Here is a 19,432-nt window from a genome sequence, read left to right on the forward strand (position 1 = left end):
GATAAGAATATTACAAATTCCTGGGAGGAATGCATGGATCGAATCGATGCGCTGCAAACCTTCATTCGCGTGATGGAGGCCGGCAGCTTCAGCCAGGCCGCGAGCGATCTGGGCCTCGGACAGCCGGCCATCAGCAAGCGCGTGGCGTTGTTGGAGGCGGAGTTCGGCTGCCGGCTGTTCGTCCGCACCACGCGCAAGGTTCGTCCGACGCCGGAGGCCGATCGCGTGCTCAAGCTCGCCAAGGATATCGTCGCGCTGTTGGAAAGTGCCAGCACGCCGGCGCAGAGCCGGGTTCGCAGTCCGTCGGGGACCTTGCGAATCACTGTGCCGACCTCGTTCGGTCGCTACTTTTTCCGCGGCATTTTCGCAGAGTATCTTCGCCGCTATCCCGACGTGCGGCTCGATGCGAGCTTCACCGAGCAGTTCGTAGACCTGGTGGAGACAGGGACGGAGCTGGCAATTCGGATCGGAATGCTGAACTCCAGCTCGCTGGTGGCGCGGCGCGTCGGCACCATCAAGCGCCTCCTGGTGGCGGCCCCTTCACTGCTCGCACGGCATCAAGCCCCGCTCCTCCCCGACCATCTGCGCCGCATGCCGAGCGTAACGTATTCACGCTTGTCGCCGCGGAATCAGTGGACGTTCGAAGCCGAGACCGGCCGCCATGTGGTCGAGATCGCGCCGTCCATGACCTGCGACGACGCCGACGTGATGACGCTCGCGACGGTTGAGGGGCTCGGCGTCGCGGTGCTGCCAAGCTGGTGCGCCGTCGAACACATCGCCGCAGGCCGGCTTGTTCATCTGCTGCCGGATTATGCGGTACCATCGCTACCGATGCATCTCGTCTATCCTGACCCGCATTGGATGTCGCACCGCGCGAGACTATTCCGCGATCTGATCATTGAGCGTGCCGACATGTTTGCGATTGGCTGAACACGTCGGCCGATGCTGGGTATTTGAGAACGCCGGCGATCGCCGCCGCAGCCCCTGCCGTCACACGATCCGTCGGCCCGCGCGTCGCGCGAAGCGACAGCTTCATGACCAACGAATAAACGATGGAGGTAATCCCAGTTCTCTCGTCCTGCGGCATTTTGCCAATTTTGTCCCGACATCGAATTACGCTCAGATCGGGCGCCGACTGGACGGCCCCAGCCGCGCTCCGACTATGCACCACGACAGAGCTTGGCGATGATCGCGATCGAAAGCCGGACGGCGCGAGCTCAATCAGCGCGCATCGCCGCCGTCGACGTCGTCCAAGATCTCGACGCCGCCGAGATGATCTGGCGGAGTCTTGAGAACTCGAGTCATTCCATCACGCCCTTTCAGCGGTTCGACTTCCTCGCCCCGTGGCAGCGTGAGGTCGGTGAGCGCGCGGGCCTGTCGCCTTTCATCGTCATCGCGCGTGACGGCGATGGCCAACCACGGGGCTTGCTGCCGCTCGCCCTGCAAACGGCTCTCGGCGTGCGCCGCGCGAGCTTCATGGGCGGCGAGCACGCAACCTTCAATATGGGCCTGTGGGAGCGTGGGTTGGCCTTGGGTGCCACGAAGGCCGATCTCCACGCATTCATGGCGATGCTCGCCAAGCGTGACAAAGTCGACGTGCTGGCGTTGCGCCAGCAGCCGGCGCAGTGGCGCGGCGTGCAAAACCCGCTGGCGCTGCTGCCTCATGAGCCCCTGGTCTTGAACTGCCCGATGCGCACAATCGAGCCGGGCGCAACGGCCGCGAACCTGACCGGCAATCCCTCCCGCCGCATGAAGCTCAAGCAGCGCAAACTGCTGGAGCTGACCGGCTACCGCTATCACGTTGCCTCCACTGATGCCGATATCGCCCGCCTGCTCGACTGGTTTTTCCGCGTGAAGTCGGAGCGGTTGGCCGAGCGGAAGATGTCCAACGTGTTCGCCGAACGCGCCGTGGAGAAATTCATCCGCGCCGCCTGCACGACAAGGCTGCCCCACGGCGGCCGTGTCATCATCCATGCGCTCGAATGCGACGAGGAAGTGATCGCGATCTTCGCCTTGGCTGCCGATGGCCACCGCTTCTCGACGATGTTCAACACCTACACTTTGTCAGACAACGCGAAATTCAGTCCCGGCCTGCTCCTGATGCAGGAAATCATCCATCATTTTGCCGGCCGGCACTATCGCGCCTTCGACTTCGGCCTCGGCTCGCATGAGTACAAGCGGCTGTTCTGCAAGGACGACGAGCCATTGTTCGACAGTTTCATTCCGCTCACCAGGCTCGGCCGACAGCCCGCCGGAGTGATGTCCGCGGTGGACCGCACCAAGCGGCTGGTGGAACACCACCCGAAGCTCCGCGGTGTTGCGCAGCGCCTTCGCAAGGCCTTGCTTGACAAAGCATTCTGCGCAATTCCTCTCGTTTCCTCGCTTCAAATGTAGCTGCCGAAGCCTGCGTAGCCGGAACGAGTGGCCCCTGCCGTCACACGATCCGCCGGCCCGCGCGTCGCGCGATCGGCCGCTGCACGAAATACATCGCGATCATCGAAATGATGGTCGTTGCGAGGACGATGTAGCCCAGCCGGTCGAAATGCAGCAGCGAACCGTCGGGATTTTCCGCGATGATCGCCGCCGCAAAGACCGAGCCCAGCCCGCCCGACAGCTGCTGCACCGAGGCCGAGATCGCGCTGAACGATCCGCGCTGGCTGGCGTCGGGAATCGCCGACATCAGGGCCTGGGACGGGATCATGCGCGAGAAGATGCCGATGAACATCAGCACATTGACCAGGATCGCGGTCAGCAGCGAGACGTGGCCGAGGTTGGTGTAGATCAGCACCATGATGACGGACACCACGCAGCCGAACACGAAGGTCGGATATTTGCCGAACGCATCGCTGGCGCGGCCGACCAGCGGCCCGATGATGATGCTGAACAGGCCCGAGACGAGATAGATCGTCGGCAGGTGGACGATGTCGATGCCGAGATTATGCACCGTGAAGGCGCTGCCGAACGGCATCAGCATGAAGCCGCCGGTCGCGAGCAGCGTGGTCACTAGGAAGGCCAGCGTGTAGCGCGGCTGGCCGACGGTCGCGATCAGATGGCGGAACGGATTGCTGTCGTGCTGCAATTTGAGATGGGCATCGACCGGGTGCATCGCGATCGCAATCGCCGCGATCGCGGCAATCGACAGGCCGACGATGGCCACGAAGCAGATGTGCCAGTTCCAGTGATTGGCCAGGAACAGGCCGGCCGGGACGCCGAGCACCTGGCTCGCGGCGAACGCCGTCTGCAGGATGCCCATGGCGCGGCCGCGCTGTTGCAGCGGGAACAGGTCGGTGACGATGGCAAGCACGACGGAGCCGATCACCCCGCCGAACACGCCGGTGACGATGCGGCCGAGCAGCAGCACGTGGAAATTCTGCGCCAGCGCGCAGAGCACGGTGCCGAGCATGAAGCCGACATAGAAGAACAGCAGCAGCCGCTTGCGGTCGAAGCGATCGGCAAAGCCGGCGGCGAGGACGCCGGAAATCCCGGCCGCGAACGCGTAGGCCGAGACCGCGACGCCGAATTGCCCGGCCGTGATGTTCAGCGACGGCATCAGGATGGCGCCGAGCGGCGACATGATGATGAAGTCGAGGATCAGCGTGAATTGCGTGAAGGCGAGCAGCGCGATCAGGAACGATTGGTAGCGCGAGAAGCCGCGCTCCTGCTGGTCGTCGATCGGCGCGGCGATGGTCTGGTCGGACATAAGGCTCATTTCATTTGGGACGGCGGGTTCGGGCTGGCAACAAATAGGGTCGGCGCGGCCCGATTTCATGGGGCGCGCGGGCAACAGTTCCCTCGAAATTGAACGCGTCGCGGCAATGACTTGGCCCCGACTTGGCCGCGTGCCCACGTCGAACTTGGCGAGAAAATGGGGACAGCGGCGCACCCGAGACGCCATGGCGATTTTGTTTCCGGTTGTGTCGGTCGATAACTGCAACGGGTGAATGCTGTACTTCACAACCTTGAAAGCGTACGCACGTCAAGGATGTGAATCATGCGGATGCATCTCATGGTTCCGTCTGTGGCGACCGCGCAACAGGTCGCTGCAAATCGTTTCAAGTTTGAATGGAGCGATCGGCGGAGCTGAGAGCGGGGCGGGGGTGGCGGGAGGCCGGGCGCTCGGCTTCGCGCCGACGTTGGAGTAAGGGCATGGTTTCCTCGCGGCTCGCGGCGATCCTGTCGTGCACGGCTCTAAGTGGCGGTTGCCTGTTGTCCACGTCGCCGGCGTTTGCCGCCTGCGACAGTCTCGCGCCGGCGAGCGGGCAGACGGTAACCTGCTCGACCGCAGCGCCGAATCCCTCGCCGGCCGGCGTGCAGGCCGCTGCCGGCAGCTCGAACGTCACCGTGAACGTGCTGCAGGGCGCCGGCATCACGCCCGGCGCCGGAGCGACCGCGATCGGGCTTGTCTCCGGCAGTGCCGCCACCAATAACGGCACGCTGACCATCAGCGGCGGTGGCACCGGCATCTTCGGCAGCGGCGACGGCAACGTCTTCACCAACGGCGCGTCGGGCGTGATCACGACCTCGGGCGCCGGCAGCAATGCGATCGCCGCCAGCAGCAACGGCAACACGCTGATCAATAACGGTGCGATCACGACGCAGAACGGCACCTCGCGCGGCCTTGCCATCACCGGTCTCACGCAGCACAACAACAACACGCTGATCAATACCGGGACGATCACCACCCAGGGCCCGCAATCGCACGGCCTTTATGTGCAGACCGGCGACAGCAACACCTTCACCAATAGCGGCACCATCACCACGGCCGGCGCAGGCGCCCGTGCGATCTTCTCCGCCGGCCAGTTTGCGACCATCACCAATACCGGCACGCTGCTCACGACCGGTGGGGACGCGGGCGGCACCGCCAACAACACCGTGTTCATGCAGGGCAATGCGGGCGTGTTGCGCAACAGCGGTACGATCGAGGCGCGCGGCGTCAAAGCCGACGGCGTGTTCTCCAACACCGCCGGATCGTCGTTCACCGCCCGCATCGAGAACCTCGCCGGCGGCAAGATCATCAGCCAGGGGGGACCCGCGATCCGCACGCTCAACGGCGCCACCACCATCGTCAATGCCGGCCTGATCGCCGGCAACAGCGGTACGGCGCTCGCGGGCGGCGGCGGTGCGGTGACGATGATCCTGCAAACCGGCTCGCAGATCGTCGGGCTTGCCGATGGCGGCGGCGGCGGCAACCAGGTGCGGCTGCAAGGCAGCGGCGCGGCCAACAATGCGTTCGCGCGATTCCAGACGTTAACGATGGAGGGCAATGACTGGACCTGGGCCGGCACCGGCACCTTCGCCAACACCTTCGTCAACAGCGGCTCGCTGACGCTGCAGACGTCGCTGACCGGCAATGTGTCGATTGCGGCCGGCACCAGCCTGCTGGCGGGCAACGGCGCCAATCCGTCGATCACGCCGTTTCCGGGCGGCCCGCAGATCACCGTCACCAATGCCGGCGTCATCAACCTGACCAATGGCGGCGCCACCGCGGCGAACAGCCTGACCATTGCCGGCAACTATGTCGGCAATGGCGGCGGGCTTTATCTGCGCACCGTGCTCGGCGGCGATGGGTCGCCGTCGGATCGGCTCGTCATCTCCGGCGGCAATGCGTCGGGCTCGACCGCGGTGACCGTGACCAATGCCGGCGGCACGGGCGCATTGACCACCGCCGACGGCATCATGGTGGTGCAGGCCGTCAACGGCGGCACCACGGCTGCGGGCGCATTCGGTCTCTCCAACGCCGTGGTGGCGGGCGCGCACGAATATCTCTTGTTCCGCGGCGGCGTCTCCGCCGGCAGCGCCAACAACTGGTATCTGCGCTCGACATTGTTGCCCGGCACGGCCTCGCCTGCGCCGCCGGCTGCGCCCGCGCCGGCGCCGCCTTTATCGCCCAACGTGGTACCGCCGCCTCCGGGGCTGCCTGCGGAGGATCTGTCGTCGCTGACGCCGCCGCCGGCGGGCGCCGCACCGGTCCAGCTCTACCGGGAGGAGGTGTCGGTCTATTCGGCGCTGCCGCAGGTGGCTCAAAAGCTCGGGCTGGCGACGCTCGGCACCTTCCATCAGCGCCAGGGCGATCAGGCCTTGCTGACCAGCGGCGGCGAACAGCCGGCGGCGTGGGCGCGTGCCTATGGCTCGCACAGCTCGCAGAGCTGGGCCGGCACGGTCAGCCCCGCCTTCGACGGCACCATGGCCGGCGTGCAGGTCGGCGTCGACATCCTGCGCTTCCAGTCCGCGCCCGAGCATCATGATCGCGCCGGCTTCTTCTATGCGTATGGCTGGGCCAACGGCAACATCAGCGGCTTCGCGCTCGGCCTGAACGACGTCCGCACCGGCACGCTCTCGATCGACAGCCAGAATATCGGCGGCTACTGGACCCATGTCGGCCCGTCGGGCTGGTATGTCGACGCCGTGCTGATGGGCAGTTTCTACGGCGCAAGCCCGCAGTCGGATCGTCAGGTCGGCGCACGGGTGTCGGGCACCGGCGTCGCTGCATCGCTGGAAGCCGGCGCGCCGATCCCGCTGAACAGTTTTCTCGCGATCGAGCCGCAGGTGCAGCTGATCTGGCAACGGCAGTCGTTCGACAGCTTCAACGACATGTTTTCGAGCGTCGCGCTCGGCAGTGCCGATACGCTGACCGGGCGGCTCGGCGTGCGCATTCCCTCAACCTTCGTCGTCGGCACGGCCGAACTGCGTCCGTATCTCGAGGCCAATCTCTGGCACACGGCGGCGAATGACCGCAGCATCGCGTTCGCGACGACGGACCTGATCGGCGTGCAAAGCCGCGGCACCGCCGTCGAGATCGGTGCCGGCATCTCCGCGCAGCTCAATCGCACGATCAGCGCCTATGCGAGCGCCGGCTACACGACCTCGGTGGACAGCCTCCATCGCGAGGATATCACCGGCCGCTTCGGCCTCCGTGTCAGCTGGCAATGATGGCGCGCCCCCGTGGGGCGCGCGGCGGGGACGGCAACCCATTGTCTCCGCTGCACAATGGCGGTACACCCTGAACTGTCTGTGCCGGAACAATTAAGGATTCCCGCTGCTCGTGTCCGGCCCTGACGGGCCCCGATACCAATGCGCGATCCGAAGACTGGCGCATGCTCGCATGTCGGCGGATTGGACGGTAGTTTATTCCGACAGCGATTCGACGAGGTTTTTGACAGCATGACCATCCGCCTGCATCGCGGCGACCTGCCCGATCTGTCCCGCTACACCGATTCGGTGGCGATCGACACCGAGACCATGGGGCTGCATCCGCACCGTGACCGGCTCTGCGTGGTGCAGATGTCGAACGGCGACGGCACCGCCGACGTGATCCAGATTCCGAAGGGCCACACCGATTCGCCGAACCTGAAGGCGCTGCTCGCCAATCCCAAGATCACCAAGATCTTCCATTTCGCACGGTTCGACGTCGCGGTGCTCTACAACACGTTCGGCGTGATGCCGACGCCGGTCTATTGCACCAAGATCGCCTCGCGGCTGTCGCGCACCTACACCGATCGCCACGGCCTGAAGGATCTGGTGCGCGAGGTGCTGAACGTCGAATTGTCGAAGCAGCAGCAGTCGAGCGACTGGGGCGCGCAAAGCCTCAGCGAGGCCCAGCTCGCCTACGCGGCCTCCGACGTGCTGCACTTGCATGCGCTGCGCGACAAGTTGAATGTCATGCTCGCGCGCGAGGGACGGACCGATCTCGCCCAGGCCTGCTTCGATTTCCTTCCCGCCCGTGCCAGGCTCGATCTCGACGGCTGGGAGGCCGAGGACATTTTCGCCCATTCATGATGAGCGCCGAATTCGTCTCGGCCGGGGCAGTTCCGCCCCGTTTCGGCCAAACTGTTCACGCGTGGTCCGCTGCGGGGGCGCGAGGTGAGGTCCGGGCTGCATATTTGGGCGGCTCCGGCTAGAATAGGGGCAGTTTCGCGCCTCTGGAGCTCAGGTGAATTCGGTTCAGAATCCAGCCTATGTCACGGGCCTCGAGGCCCGCTTTGCCGCCGCCGCGCGGCACAGTCGCATGGTGCGGATTCTGCGCGTCGCGGTTCCCGCGATGGTCGGGCTGGCGATGGCCGTGATCATCTACATCGCGCTCTTCAATCCGTTCCACGACCTGATCCCCAAGCTGCCGCTCGAGATGGATAACCTCGTCGTGTCCGGCACCAAGATCACGATGGAAGCGCCGCATATCGCCGGCTTCTCCAACGACGGACGGCCCTACGAAATGTGGGCCAAGGCGGCGATCCAGGATGTCACCGATCCCGACCATGTCGAGCTGAAGACGATCCGCGCCAAGGTGGCGCAGCAGGATCGGTCGACGGTGACGATGGATGCGCGCACCGGCTTCTTCGACAACAAGAAGCAGCTGCTCGACTTGCGCCAGGACATCTTCCTGCAGTCGTCCACCGGCTATGAGGCGAGGCTGACGCAGGCCTTCGTCGACATCAACAAGGGCAACGTGTCGTCGGACGAGCATGTCGACGTCAAGCTGCTCGACGGCACGCTGACCGCCGACAGGCTCCGGATCTACAACAGCGGCGAGCTGGTGCGGTTCGAAGGCAATGTCGTGATGAATCTCGACAAGCTTGGTGACAACAATGCTGCCCCGCCTGCCGAGCCCGCTCCACCGCCGCCGCCGCCGAAGCCGCGCAAATCCGCCAACACGAAATGATTTTGATGATGAGACGTTTTCCGCACGGCATGGCAATTGCGGCGTTCCTGCTCGCGCTTTTCTCCGCGAGTGCCGCGTTCGCGCAGGGCTCGATGAGCGGCGTGCCCAACGCCATGCAGGGCTTCTCGCAGAACCGCGACCAGCCGATCCAGATCGAGGCTGCTTCGCTCGAAATGCGCGACAAGAAAAAGGAGGCGACCTTCGCCGGCAATGTGAAGGTCGTGCAGGGCGACACCACCATGACGTCGAAGACGCTGGTCGTGTTCTACGAGGATAAATCGACCCAGGCGCCGGCGCCCGCCCCGGCCGGCACCAAGGGGGCAAACGCCAAGGGCGCCGCGCCGATGCAGACGGCAACCCCGGGCCCCGGCGGCGCCTCCTCGATCAAGCGGCTGGAGGCGAAGGGCAATGTCGTCGTGACCCAGAAGGATCAGGTCGTCACCGGCGAGACCGCGATCTTCGACACCAAGACCAATCTGATCACGATGCTTGGCGGCGGCGGCAGCCAGGTGGTGCTGACCCAGTGCCAGAATGTGCTGCGCGGCGACCGCCTTTTGGTCGACATGACCACCGGCGTCTCGCGCGTCGAAGCCGACAATGGCAAGGTGCAGGGCCTGTTCATCCAGTCGCCGGGCGGACAGAGCGGCAAGTGCGGCACGCCGGCCGCCCCCGGCTCAGCCCCGGCCCCGTCGCCGATGCAGCTGCTTCCGGGCGGCAAGTCCAAGTAAGCTTCACGTAAGGTCAAGCAGAATCAATCAGTTAGATAATATTCTGCGGCCGCGTGGTTGAAGCCGGCGGGGCGAGACTGTATCTACTGCAGCGGCCCGGCCGAACAATGCGCCTCGAGGGGAATATGTCGGCCGGGACAGGGGCATCCATTCATTCAAGGCGCGGGTGATCGCGCTTTGCCGTGTTGTTCGAGCATGATCTCCGCGCAAACGCGTCCGCTTTTGTCGCGCGGGAAGGCCGGTATTCAGATTTCCGGCTCATGCTTGCGGCTTCGCACGCGAATCGATCGATGCGCAGGCGAGGTCGCGGGATCACCGTGAAAGGCTGAAGCGAAGCGGGGATGGTGGATTTTCTCGGCATGTTCCGGCGGCGCTCTGCGAAACGCAGTACCGGATTTGCGCGCTCGCATGACGACATCACGGCGCTCGATGACCAGTTCGGCGAGATGCTGACGTCTCCAGTGCGTGACGCGCCGCCGATGGCGCGCGCCGCGTCGGCTCCCGGCGTCGAGCTGCCGCGATCCCAACCGGCAGCAGCGCCGGCGCGTGCGAGGCCGGCCAGGAACAGCGCTCCCGCCGCGCCGCAGCTGATCAAGCGGCCGGGTTATCTGGCTGTGCATAGCGTGGAAAAGAGCTTCGGCAGCCGCCAGGTCGTGCGCGGCGTCAGCATCTATGTGCGCCGTGGCGAGGCGGTCGGCCTGCTCGGGCCCAACGGCGCCGGCAAGACCACCGTGTTCTACATGATCACCGGGCTGATCAAGGCCGATCGCGGCGCGATCGAGCTCGATGGCCACGACGTCACCAAGCTGCCGATGTATCAGCGCGCGCGCCTTGGCATCGGCTATCTGCCGCAGGAAGCCTCGATCTTCCGCGGCCTGTCGGTCGAGCAGAACATCCGCGCGGTGCTCGAGGTCGTCGAGCCCTCGAAGAAGAAGCGCGAGCACGAGCTGGATTCGCTGCTCGACGAGTTCAACATCACGCGGCTGCGCAAGAGCCCGTCGATCGCGTTGTCCGGCGGCGAGCGCCGCCGCGTCGAGATTGCGCGCGCGCTGGCGACGCGCCCCAATTACATGCTGCTCGACGAGCCGTTCGCCGGCATCGACCCGATCGCGGTCGGCGACATCCAGGACCTCGTCCGCCATCTCACCAACCGCGGCATCGGCGTGCTCATCACCGACCACAATGTCCGCGAGACGCTCGGCCTGACCGACCGCGCCTATATCGTCTATGCCGGTGAAATCTTGACTGAGGGAAGCCCGGAGGAGATCGTTAATGATCCCGATGTACGTCGGCTTTACCTTGGCGAGGAATTCCGCCTGTAGCGCATGATCCGCCAAAGTGTGAAGCGGTTTGGCGATAAGATCATGCGCTAATTAAAGAATTTGACGCGCGATCGGACGCAAAACAGGGGCGTCCACTTTTGCTGATCGCGGTTATCGCTATTTTCCAATCCGTCAAGCCGTGTACAAGGGCTTCGGACTAATATAAGCAAGAATCGAGCCAACTTTTAGGATCGTTCTTGCCTCCATGGCGCTGACCCAAAGACTAGAGTTCCGCCAGTCGCAGTCGCTGGTGATGACGCCGCAGCTGATGCAGGCGATCAAGCTGCTGCAACTGTCGAACCTTGATCTGTCGGCCTTTGTCGAGGAAGAGCTGGAGCGCAATCCGCTGCTGGAGCGGGCGGCCGACGGACCGGAGCCGCCGGTGGCGGGCGAGCCCGCCATGGAGCGGCCGGACTACGGCGATTCCGACGGTTCCAGCAGCTATGGGGACGATGGCGACGCCTCCGACATGGCCGCAGGCCCAGGCGGCGAGGCCGGATTCGATCCCGGCCAGGAGGAATGGCTGAACCGCGACCTCGGCAGCCGCGCCGAAATCGAGCAGACGCTCGATACCCGCCTCGACAACGTGTTTTCCGAGGAGCCGGCGGAGGCGGCGGCGCGCGCCGCGCAGGATGCACCGCCATCGGTCTACACCGAATGGGGCGGCGGCGCCTCCAGCGACGACGAGTACAATCTCGAAGCTTTCGTGGCCGCCGAGCTGACGCTTGCCGACCACCTCGCCGAACAACTCGCGGTCGCGTTCTCGGCGCCGGCGCAGCGCATGATCGGGCAGTATCTGATCGACCTGGTCGACGACGCCGGCTACCTGCCGGCCGATCTCGGCCAGGCCGCCGAGCGGCTCGGTGCGTCGCAGCAAGCGGTCGACGAGGTCGTCGCCGTGCTGCAGAAGTTCGATCCGCCCGGCGTATGCGCGCGAAACCTGAGCGAATGCCTCGCGATCCAGCTGCGCGAGCTCGATCGCTACGATCCGGCGATGCAGGCGCTGGTCGAGCATCTCGACCTGCTCGCCAAGCGCGACATCGCGGCCTTGCGAAAGCTCTGCGGCGTCGACGACGAAGACATCACCGACATGATCGCCGAGATCCGCCGGCTCGACCCGAAGCCCGGACTGAAGTTCGGCACCGCGCGAACGCAAACCATGGTGCCCGACGTCTATGTGCGTCCGGGTCCCGACGGCGGCTGGCATGTCGAGCTCAACAGCGACACTCTGCCGCGCGTGCTGGTCAACCAGACCTATTACGCTGAACTGTCGAAGACGATCCGCAAGGACGGTGACAAGTCGTATTTCACCGATTGCTTGCAGAACGCGACCTGGCTGGTCCGCGCGCTCGATCAGCGCGCCCGCACCATCCTGAAGGTCGCGACCGAAATCGTCCGCCAGCAGGATGGTTTCTTCACTTATGGCGTCGCGCATTTGCGGCCGCTCAATCTGAAGGCGGTCGCGGACGCGATCCAGATGCATGAATCGACGGTGTCGCGCGTCACCGCCAACAAATACATGGCGACCAATCGCGGCAGTTTTGAATTGAAGTATTTTTTCACCGCCTCGATCGCGTCGGCCGACGGCGGCGAGGCGCATTCGGCCGAAGCGGTGCGTCATCACATCAAGCAATTGATCGACGGCGAGGCCCCGTCGGCGATCCTGTCCGACGACACGATCGTGGAACGTTTGCGCGCCTCGGGCATTGATATCGCCCGCCGTACCGTCGCGAAGTATCGCGAGGCGATGCGGATACCATCCTCGGTGCAGCGCCGCCGTGACAAACAGAGCATGCTCGGTAATGCCCTTTCGGCTCCTGCCTCCTCGTCCGACCGGTCGCGCGACACGGCCTCCGTTTAGGTTACTTCTTGAGCGTGACCCCGTTCGGGTACGGACCGGGCCATGCGCTCGTTGCGTTCGCGCCAAATCGGGATAGTCTCAATCTTTCCAGGTCGAACGTCGTCCAGAAAGGGAGGTAACCGGAAGCCCAGCAAGCATCATGCTCCTGCAAGAGTGATCGAGGCATCCAGCAATTGAGGCATCAAATGACCCTTCGAATCTCGGGAAAGAGCATCAGCATCGGCGAGGCGCTTCGCGCGCGCGTCAGCGAGCGCACCGACGAGGTCCTGCGAAAGTATTTTGATGGCAACTATTCGGGTCACATCACGCTGAGCAAGGATGGCTTCGGCTTCCGAACCGATTGCGCGCTGCATCTGGATTCCGGCATCACGCTGGAAGCCGAATCCAACGCCACCGACGCCTATGCCAGCGCGGACGCCGCGCTCTTGATGATCGAGAAGCGCCTGCGCCGCTACAAGAGCCGGCTCAAGGATCGCTCCGCCCGCAAGACCTATGCCGCGACGGCCGCGCTCGCCGAATTGAACGGCGTCGGGCTCGACGCGCCGAGCTACGTCATCGAGGCGCCCGAGAACGAGGACGAGGTCACCGAATACAGCCCGGTGATCATTGCCGAGGCAACCACCGCGCTGAAGCGGCTGTCGGTCAGCGAAGCCGTGATGGAGCTCGATCTGACCGGCGCCTCCTGCCTGGTGTTCCAGCATGGCGGCAGCGGCCGGTTGAACATCATTTACCGCCGTACGGACGGTAATGTCGGCTGGGTCGATCCGCCGGCGGTGAGCCCTTGAGGATAGTTGGCAGATGGCATTGACGTCCGAAGCCGGCCCTGCTTATGGTCCGCCGCCTCCAGGAACAAGGGGGGCGGAACAGGGTTCGCAGGTGTTGGCACCGCCGATACGTTGGAGTAGAAGCCCTGCCAACCGGACCCGGGCTAAGCCCGCATCCCACCTCATCTTCTTGACGCCGCCGCTGTAAAGCCTATTTCGCAACCTGACGGTCATTCACCTCGGAACGTCCCAATGCCGATTACCGATTTGGTCGCACCCGAGGCGATTCTCCCGGCTTTGAAAGTCATCAGCAAGAAGCAGGCGCTGCAGGAACTCGCCGCGCGTGCCTCCGCTCTGACCGGGCAGAATGAGCGCGCCATCTTCGAGGTGCTGCTGCAGCGCGAGAAGCTCGGCACCACGGCGGTCGGCTATGGCGTCGCCATTCCGCACGGCAAGCTGCCCAAGCTGGAGAAGCTGTTCGGCTTCTTCGCCCGCCTTGAGCGCCCGATCGATTTCGAGGCGATGGACGGCCAGCCGGTCGACCTGATCTTCCTGCTGCTCGCACCGGAAGGCGCCGGCGCCGACCATCTCAAGGCGCTGGCGCGGATCGCCCGCCTGCTGCGCGACCAGGACGTCGCCAAGAAGCTGCGCGCCTCACGCGACGCCCAGGCGATCTACTCGGTGCTCGCACTGCCGCCGGCGAGCGCGGCGTAAGGCCGCCTGCCGTACGATTTTGCGGGCGCTTGGCGGCCCGTGGTATAGTTCGTTCGTGACGCGAACCGAAGCCCTCAGGAAGCTCCGTGACCAGGCCGATGCCATCAAGGCACTCGGGGCGACTTCGCTGTATCTATTTGGTTCGACTGCGCGCGACGAGGCTCGTGCAGGGAGTGATATTGATCTTTTCGTGGACTACGATCCTCGCAGCCGGTTCAATGCTCTCGACCTGGTCGCGACCAAGCGACTGCTCGAAGAGAGTCTCGGCGTCGAAGTCGATCTCACCACACGCAAAGGACTTCATCCACTGATTCGAGAGCGGATCGAGGCGGAGGCAACGCGGGTTTTCTGAATGATCGTGCGCTCCCCTTGCTTCGTATCCACGACATGCTCGAAAGCATCCGTGGCATCGAAAAGGCGTTGGCAGGAAAATCCATCCGCGACTACGAGCGCTCGTGGCTGCTGCGCTCCGCAATTGAACGCGGAATCGAAGTCATTTCGGAAGCGAGCCGCCACCTCGGCAGCGAGTTAAAGGCTCAGCACGAGAATGTCCGCTGGAAAGACATCGCAGGCATAGGCAACATCTTGCGGCATGATTACCAGCGCGTTGACGCCACGAGGTCAAGTATGATCTACCACCGCTGAAGGCCGCGCTGTTGGCGCTCAAGGCTTCATTGGAGTAGTCCGTAGCCCGGATGGAGCGAAGCGCAATCCGGAGCTACTCTAACTGCGGATAGTTCAGTCCCGGATTACGCTGCGCTCCATCCGGGCTACGGAGCGTTCGCAAACCTCTCAGCAGATCGTCGGCAGCAGACGGCGAACCTCGTCGAGCAGATCGGGGATTGCCTTCTCGTCATTGGCGAGATGCCGGAGCAGCGCGCTCTGGAACAGGCCGTCGAACAGCGCGTACAGCGCCGCCGGTGACGATGCCGGCCGCTTGTTGCCGAGCTCGGCGTAGCGCGTGGCGATGCGCCAGATCATCGCTTCCAGGCTCTTGTCGATCTCGAGCACGTCCTTGCGGAACGCCGGCTCGAACATCGCCTGCGAGCGCAGATCGTACCAGAGCCGATGCATGCGCGCTTCGTTTTCGAGCGTGGCCGCGAGCTTGGCGAGAAAACCTTCGGTCAATTCGTCGCGGCTGCGTGCTGTCGTCACCACCTCGTCATAGCGCGTCACGCATTTCGCCTTGTAGTGGCGGACGCAGCAGCAGATCAAATCGAGCTTGTCGCTGAAGTAGTAGTGAAACACGCCGTGCGTGAATGCGGAGTTTTGCGCGATCTCGCGCAGGCTGGTGCGCGCGAAGCCGAGCTCGCCAAGCGTCTCCAGCGCGGCCTCCGCGAGCTCGACGCGCCGCGCGTTGAACTTCTCGTCGCGCAGCGCCTCGGCCGCTACAGCCACCCGTTGGGCCGCTCCTGTCGCTTGCCGCGCCATTCCGTGCCTTCCCTCTGCTTCTTCCCTCGAGCAACTATACCGCGGCGACCGCGGCGCGCTCCATCTCTTCACAACCATCCTCTTTGACACTTGTCAAATTCAGACTTGACAAGTGTCAAGTTCCTGGACGAGGGTTGGCGAAATAATTTGGACAACCGTCAAGACGGCTGACCAATCGACGAACCAGGAGGAAATGCACCGCCGGGGCGCGCCAACGCTGCGCCCTGCCGACGCCGGCCGCGATCACCATTGCGCTCCAAATGCGCAGGCCCCGGCCCGCGCTGCCTCTGTCAGCACCACCATCAATCGGCAAGCAAAGGGAGGACTACGTCATGAGTGGGAAGAGCCTTGAAGGCAGGAAAGCCCTGGTCACCGGCGGCGCCCGGGGGATTGGCGCGGCGATCGCGCAGGCATTGGCGCGGTCCGGCGCCGCGGTCATGATCGGTGACATTCTGGATGACGCCGGCAAGGCCAGCGTCGCCGAGATCGCCAAGGCCGGGGTCAAGACCGGCTTCGTCAAGCTCGACGTCACTGACGATGTGCAATGGGAGCGGGCCGCCGCAGCGACGGTCGAAACTCTCGGCGGCTTCGACATCCTGATCAACAATGCCGGCATCGAGATCACGTCGCTGGTCGCCGACATCAAGGCCGAGGACGCGCGCCGCATGTGCGACGTCAACATCGTCGGCACCGTGCTCGGCATGAAGCACGCCTTCCGCGCGATGCGGCCGGGCGGCGCCGCGGGCAAGGGCGGCGCGGTCGTCAATATCGCTTCGGTCGCGGCGACGATCGCCTTCCCGAGCATCGCGGTCTATTCCGGCACCAAATCCGCGGTCGATCGCATGACGCGGGTCGGCGCGATGGAAGCCGGCAAGCTCGGCTATGGCGTGCGCGTCAACTGCATCTATCCAGGCCTGATCCCGACTGACATGGGCCTGCAGCTCGCCAACGACATCGTGAAGATCGGTCTCGCGCCCGACGTCAACGCCGCTGTCGGTTCGGTGGTGGAGCAGACGCCGCTCGGCAAGCTCGCGGAGGTCTCCGACATCGCCGACGCCGCCGTGTTCCTGTGCTCGAACGATGCGCGATTCATCACTGGCATCGGCCTGCCGGTCGATGGCGGCATGGGCATGTAGCAACAAAGCCGACAACAAGCATTTCGGAGGATCGCAATGAGCGACAAGAAGCCCGTCATCGTCTATGGCGCTTCCGGCTATACCGGCCGGCTGGTCTGCGAATATCTGCGCGAGTACAACATCCCCTTCATCGCCGCTGGCCGCAGCGCCGAGAAGCTCAACGCCGCGATGAAGTCGAACGTGGCCGGCATCGAGACCGCCGACTACGAGGTCGTGTCGGTGCCGCACACCGTGGCCGCGCTGACCGAATTGTTCAAGGGCGCCTCGGTGGTGCTCAACACCGTGGGCCCCTTCGCCAAGTTCGGCGGCGAGGTGGTGCAGGCCTGCCTGGCTGCCAGGTGCCACTATACGGATACGACCGGCGAGCAGGACTGGCTGATCACGCTCGAGCACGAGTTTGGCACGAAATTCGCCAATGCCGGCCTGTTGCTGGCGCCGGGCATCGCGCAGATGTACACCACCGGCGAGATCGCCGCGCAGCTGTGCCTGGAAACGCCCGGCCTCGACACACTCGATATCGCCGTGTTCTGGGGCGGCAGCCCGACCATCGCCTCGACGCAGACCATCCTGGTCAACGCCGCGATGGCCAAGGCCTACTACCTGGAGCAGAACAAGTACGTCGAGCATCAGCCCGATGCCGGCCTCTACAACCTCGCCATCCCCGGCCAACACGAGCTGGCGCTGGCGCTGCCGTGGGGCGGCACGTCGCACCCGGTGTGGTTCAAGCAGGATCCGCGCGTCGCCAACGTGAAGGTGCTGGGCGGCGTGTTCAATCGCGCGCTGATGCTGGGCGTGCCGCAGATCGTCGCCGCCGCGCTGGAGGCGACCAAGGACATGAAGCCCGACGAGCGCTACGCCGCGCTGGCACAGACCGCTGCCGGCGTGATGAACACCATGCCGCCGCGCGAGAACCCGCGTGTCAACAAGTCGCTGGATTCGGTGTATGCCTCCGGCCCGCTGGGGCGCGCGCACTGCGTCATCTACGGCAACAGCAACTACAAGCAGACCGGCATGCTGCAGGCCTATGCTGCCGCGCACCTGCTGCAGCAGCCGCCCAAGCGTGTAGGGTTCGCCTCCGGCTGTCAGGCGTTCGGCCATCGCGAGCTGCTCGGGCAATTGCGCAGTTTTGGGCTGGTCGGCAAGCCGGTCCTGACCGTGCATGATTGAGCTTGAGCCCCGCTCGGATCGGGGCTCGACACTCCTTCCCTGAAGCGTTTTCGTTTTGCTCGAAAACGCACCTTCCGCGGGTGACGCAGTAGCGCGTCACCCGCCTCTTGCGCGAGACCTGCCATGCGCTTCATCGATTATCTCGATAAGGGTGCCTCGCTCGGCGCCGACGTGCCGTGTCTCACCATGGACGGGCGCGACCTCAGCTATGGCGAGGTGCAGCGGCTGAGCTACCGGATCGCGCGCGGGCTCGAGCGGTCGGGTATCTCTCCGGGCGAGAAGGTCGCGATCCTGTCCGGCAACGATCCGCTCGCTTTCGCCTGCGTGTTCGGCATCTCGCGCGCGGCTGCCGTGTGGTGCCCGATCAATCCGCGCAACGAGGCGACCGAGAACAAGTTCATCCTCGATCAGTTCGATTGCAGCCTGCTGCTGTTTCATTCCAGCTTTGCGCCGATGGTCGACGCGGTCCGGCAGGACCTACCCAAGCTGCGCGCGCTGGTCTGTCTCGACGCCGAGCTGCCATTCGCGCCGTCATTCGACCGCTGGCTCGGCGGGCTCGCCGACGATGTCTATCAGCGCGCCACGATCGACGATCTCGCGATGATCCCGGGCACCGGCGGCACCACCGGCAAGCCGAAGGGCGTGATGCTGTCGGGACGCAACATCGAGGCGATGACCGCGCTGACCCTGATGGGCTATCCGTTCAAGGGCCGTCCGATTTATCTCGCGCTGGCGCCGCTGACGCATGCCGCCGGCGTGCTCTGTTTCCCGATCATGACGCTGGGCGGCCGCGTCGTGATCATGCACCACCCTGACATCGGCGAGTTCCTGGCGCTGATCGAGCGCTACCGCGTCACCCATACCTTCCTGCCGCCGACCGTGATCTACATGCTGCTCGATCATCCCGGGCTCGACGCGGCCGATCGCGGCTCGCTGCAATGTTTCTGGTACGGCGCGGCACCGATCTCGGCGACGCGGCTAGCGGAAGCCTTGAAGCGGATCGGGCCGATGGCGCAGCTGTTCGGCCAGACCGAGGCGCCGATGATGATCTCGATGATGCCGCCCGCCGATCACTACAATCCGGACGGCACCATTGCGATGGAGCGACTCTCGTCGGCCGGGCGGATCGGCCCGCTGGTGCACGCCGGCATCATGGATGGCGACGGCAAGCTGTTGCCGGCGGGATCGCGCGGCGAGATCGTGGTGCGCGGTTCGCTTGTCATGGAAGGCTACTACAGGAACCCCCAGGCCACGCGCGAGGCTTCGGCGCATGGCTGGCACCACACCGGCGACATCGGCTACATCGACGGTGACGGCTATCTCTATATCGTCGATCGCGCCAAGGACATGATCATCACCGGCGGCTTCAACGTGTACTCAATCGAGGTCGAGAACGCGTTGCGCGCCCATGAGGCGGTGCAGGATTGCGCCGTCATCGGATTGCCTGACGACAAATGGGGCGAGCGGATCGTCGCCGTGGTGCAGCCGCGCGTCGGCCACACCGTCGATGCGTCAGCGCTCGCCGCCTTCGTCAAGCAGCAGATCGGCAGCATCAAGACGCCGAAGCAGATCGAGGTCTGGGACGATCTGCCGCGTTCCAAGGTCGGCAAGGTGCTGAAGCCGGACATCCGCGCGCGGCTGGTGCAACGCTAG

At 64.6% G+C, this 19,432-nt stretch carries 17 protein-coding genes; 15 read left to right on the forward strand and 2 right to left on the reverse strand.

Annotated features, from left to right (window positions below):
• Nucleotides 1-33: 33 nt before the first annotated feature.
• Together ACVI1L_RS13890 and ACVI1L_RS13895 are read left to right on the forward strand one after the other, a co-directional pair.
• Nucleotides 34-930 carry a LysR family transcriptional regulator gene (locus ACVI1L_RS13890; protein ID WP_069279043.1) on the forward strand — a complete coding sequence of 299 codons (897 nt, stop codon included), beginning with the start codon at nt 34-36 and terminating at the stop codon, nt 928-930.
• Between the two features lie 255 nt (nt 931-1,185).
• Nucleotides 1,186-2,394, forward strand: coding sequence for a GNAT family N-acetyltransferase (locus ACVI1L_RS13895; RefSeq protein WP_456783123.1), 1,209 nt, complete (start codon nt 1,186-1,188; stop codon nt 2,392-2,394).
• Between the two features lie 40 nt (nt 2,395-2,434).
• On the opposite strand, the gene ACVI1L_RS13900 is transcribed toward ACVI1L_RS13895, so the two are convergent.
• Nucleotides 2,435-3,700 carry an MFS transporter gene (locus ACVI1L_RS13900; protein WP_456783124.1) on the reverse strand — a complete coding sequence of 422 codons (1,266 nt, stop codon included), beginning with the start codon at nt 3,698-3,700 and terminating at the stop codon, nt 2,435-2,437.
• Nucleotides 3,701-4,146: 446 nt separating this feature from the next.
• On the opposite strand from ACVI1L_RS13900, the gene ACVI1L_RS13905 reads away from it, so the two are divergent.
• The 10 genes from ACVI1L_RS13905 (at nt 4,147) to ACVI1L_RS13950 (ending at nt 14,690) form a co-directional block, all read left to right on the forward strand.
• A complete protein-coding gene (locus ACVI1L_RS13905; RefSeq protein WP_456783125.1) occupies nt 4,147-6,930 on the forward strand; it encodes an autotransporter family protein in 2,784 nt (927 codons plus the stop codon).
• A 231-nt stretch (nt 6,931-7,161) separates the two neighbouring features.
• Nucleotides 7,162-7,776, forward strand: coding sequence for a ribonuclease D (locus ACVI1L_RS13910; protein WP_076833773.1), 615 nt, complete (start codon nt 7,162-7,164; stop codon nt 7,774-7,776).
• A 154-nt stretch (nt 7,777-7,930) separates the two neighbouring features.
• A complete protein-coding gene (gene lptC / locus ACVI1L_RS13915; RefSeq protein ID WP_057020391.1) occupies nt 7,931-8,656 on the forward strand; it encodes an LPS export ABC transporter periplasmic protein LptC in 726 nt (241 codons plus the stop codon).
• A 5-nt stretch (nt 8,657-8,661) separates the two neighbouring features.
• Entirely contained in the window at nt 8,662-9,384 is a 723-nt protein-coding gene (locus ACVI1L_RS13920; RefSeq protein ID WP_229193451.1) for an LptA/OstA family protein, read from the forward strand.
• A gap of 341 nt (nt 9,385-9,725) precedes the next feature.
• Nucleotides 9,726-10,706: an LPS export ABC transporter ATP-binding protein gene (lptB, locus tag ACVI1L_RS13925; protein WP_028341724.1), complete on the forward strand. Its 981-nt coding sequence runs from the start codon at nt 9,726-9,728 to the stop codon at nt 10,704-10,706.
• Between the two features lie 205 nt (nt 10,707-10,911).
• Nucleotides 10,912-12,567 (forward strand): RNA polymerase factor sigma-54, encoded by a 1,656-nt coding sequence (gene rpoN, locus ACVI1L_RS13930; protein WP_076833777.1) that lies wholly within the window; start codon nt 10,912-10,914, stop codon nt 12,565-12,567.
• A 185-nt stretch (nt 12,568-12,752) separates the two neighbouring features.
• Nucleotides 12,753-13,352: a ribosome hibernation-promoting factor, HPF/YfiA family gene (gene hpf / locus ACVI1L_RS13935; RefSeq protein WP_028337939.1), complete on the forward strand. Its 600-nt coding sequence runs from the start codon at nt 12,753-12,755 to the stop codon at nt 13,350-13,352.
• A 231-nt stretch (nt 13,353-13,583) separates the two neighbouring features.
• Complete coding sequence (gene ptsN, locus ACVI1L_RS13940) at nt 13,584-14,045, forward strand: PTS IIA-like nitrogen regulatory protein PtsN (protein ID WP_016843543.1); 462 nt, start codon at nt 13,584-13,586, stop codon at nt 14,043-14,045.
• A 55-nt stretch (nt 14,046-14,100) separates the two neighbouring features.
• A complete protein-coding gene (locus tag ACVI1L_RS13945) occupies nt 14,101-14,397 on the forward strand; it encodes a nucleotidyltransferase family protein (RefSeq protein ID WP_057020394.1) in 297 nt (98 codons plus the stop codon).
• Nucleotides 14,398-14,432: 35 nt separating this feature from the next.
• Nucleotides 14,433-14,690: a HepT-like ribonuclease domain-containing protein gene (locus ACVI1L_RS13950; RefSeq protein ID WP_456783126.1), complete on the forward strand. Its 258-nt coding sequence runs from the start codon at nt 14,433-14,435 to the stop codon at nt 14,688-14,690.
• A 147-nt stretch (nt 14,691-14,837) separates the two neighbouring features.
• Here the strand turns inward: ACVI1L_RS13950 and ACVI1L_RS13955 are convergent, their stop codons facing one another.
• Nucleotides 14,838-15,443, reverse strand: coding sequence for a TetR/AcrR family transcriptional regulator (locus tag ACVI1L_RS13955; RefSeq protein ID WP_026192040.1), 606 nt, complete (start codon nt 15,441-15,443; stop codon nt 14,838-14,840).
• Between the two features lie 365 nt (nt 15,444-15,808).
• Between ACVI1L_RS13955 and ACVI1L_RS13960 the strand changes: the two genes are divergently transcribed.
• The 3 genes from ACVI1L_RS13960 to ACVI1L_RS13970 all read left to right on the forward strand — a co-directional run bounded on the left by ACVI1L_RS13960 (nt 15,809) and on the right by ACVI1L_RS13970 (nt 19,432).
• On the forward strand, nt 15,809-16,612 hold the full coding sequence (locus ACVI1L_RS13960; protein ID WP_456783127.1) for an SDR family NAD(P)-dependent oxidoreductase: 804 nt from the start codon (nt 15,809-15,811) through the stop codon (nt 16,610-16,612).
• A gap of 36 nt (nt 16,613-16,648) precedes the next feature.
• The gene (locus ACVI1L_RS13965; RefSeq protein ID WP_057020397.1) at nt 16,649-17,779 is read left to right on the forward strand and encodes a DUF5938 domain-containing protein; all 1,131 of its coding nucleotides are present in this window, start codon (nt 16,649-16,651) and stop codon (nt 17,777-17,779) included.
• Between the two features lie 123 nt (nt 17,780-17,902).
• Entirely contained in the window at nt 17,903-19,432 is a 1,530-nt protein-coding gene (locus ACVI1L_RS13970; protein ID WP_456783128.1) for an AMP-binding protein, read from the forward strand.

The organism is Bradyrhizobium sp. USDA 4516 (assembly GCF_054055915.1).

Coding starts and splice junctions, on each gene's coding strand:
- ACVI1L_RS13890 (WP_069279043.1), top strand. CDS start 34: ATGGATCGAATCGATGCGCTGCAAACCTTCATTCGCGTGATGGAGGCC.
- ACVI1L_RS13895 (WP_456783123.1), top strand. CDS start 1,186: ATGATCGCGATCGAAAGCCGGACGGCGCGAGCTCAATCAGCGCGCATC.
- ACVI1L_RS13900 (WP_456783124.1), bottom strand. CDS start 3,700: ATGTCCGACCAGACCATCGCCGCGCCGATCGACGACCAGCAGGAGCGC.
- ACVI1L_RS13905 (WP_456783125.1), top strand. CDS start 4,147: ATGGTTTCCTCGCGGCTCGCGGCGATCCTGTCGTGCACGGCTCTAAGT.
- ACVI1L_RS13910 (WP_076833773.1), top strand. CDS start 7,162: ATGACCATCCGCCTGCATCGCGGCGACCTGCCCGATCTGTCCCGCTAC.
- ACVI1L_RS13920 (WP_229193451.1), top strand. CDS start 8,662: ATGATGAGACGTTTTCCGCACGGCATGGCAATTGCGGCGTTCCTGCTC.
- lptB (WP_028341724.1), top strand. CDS start 9,726: ATGGTGGATTTTCTCGGCATGTTCCGGCGGCGCTCTGCGAAACGCAGT.
- rpoN (WP_076833777.1), top strand. CDS start 10,912: ATGGCGCTGACCCAAAGACTAGAGTTCCGCCAGTCGCAGTCGCTGGTG.
- hpf (WP_028337939.1), top strand. CDS start 12,753: ATGACCCTTCGAATCTCGGGAAAGAGCATCAGCATCGGCGAGGCGCTT.
- ptsN (WP_016843543.1), top strand. CDS start 13,584: ATGCCGATTACCGATTTGGTCGCACCCGAGGCGATTCTCCCGGCTTTG.
- ACVI1L_RS13950 (WP_456783126.1), top strand. CDS start 14,433: ATGCTCGAAAGCATCCGTGGCATCGAAAAGGCGTTGGCAGGAAAATCC.
- ACVI1L_RS13960 (WP_456783127.1), top strand. CDS start 15,809: ATGAGTGGGAAGAGCCTTGAAGGCAGGAAAGCCCTGGTCACCGGCGGC.
- ACVI1L_RS13965 (WP_057020397.1), top strand. CDS start 16,649: ATGAGCGACAAGAAGCCCGTCATCGTCTATGGCGCTTCCGGCTATACC.
- ACVI1L_RS13970 (WP_456783128.1), top strand. CDS start 17,903: ATGCGCTTCATCGATTATCTCGATAAGGGTGCCTCGCTCGGCGCCGAC.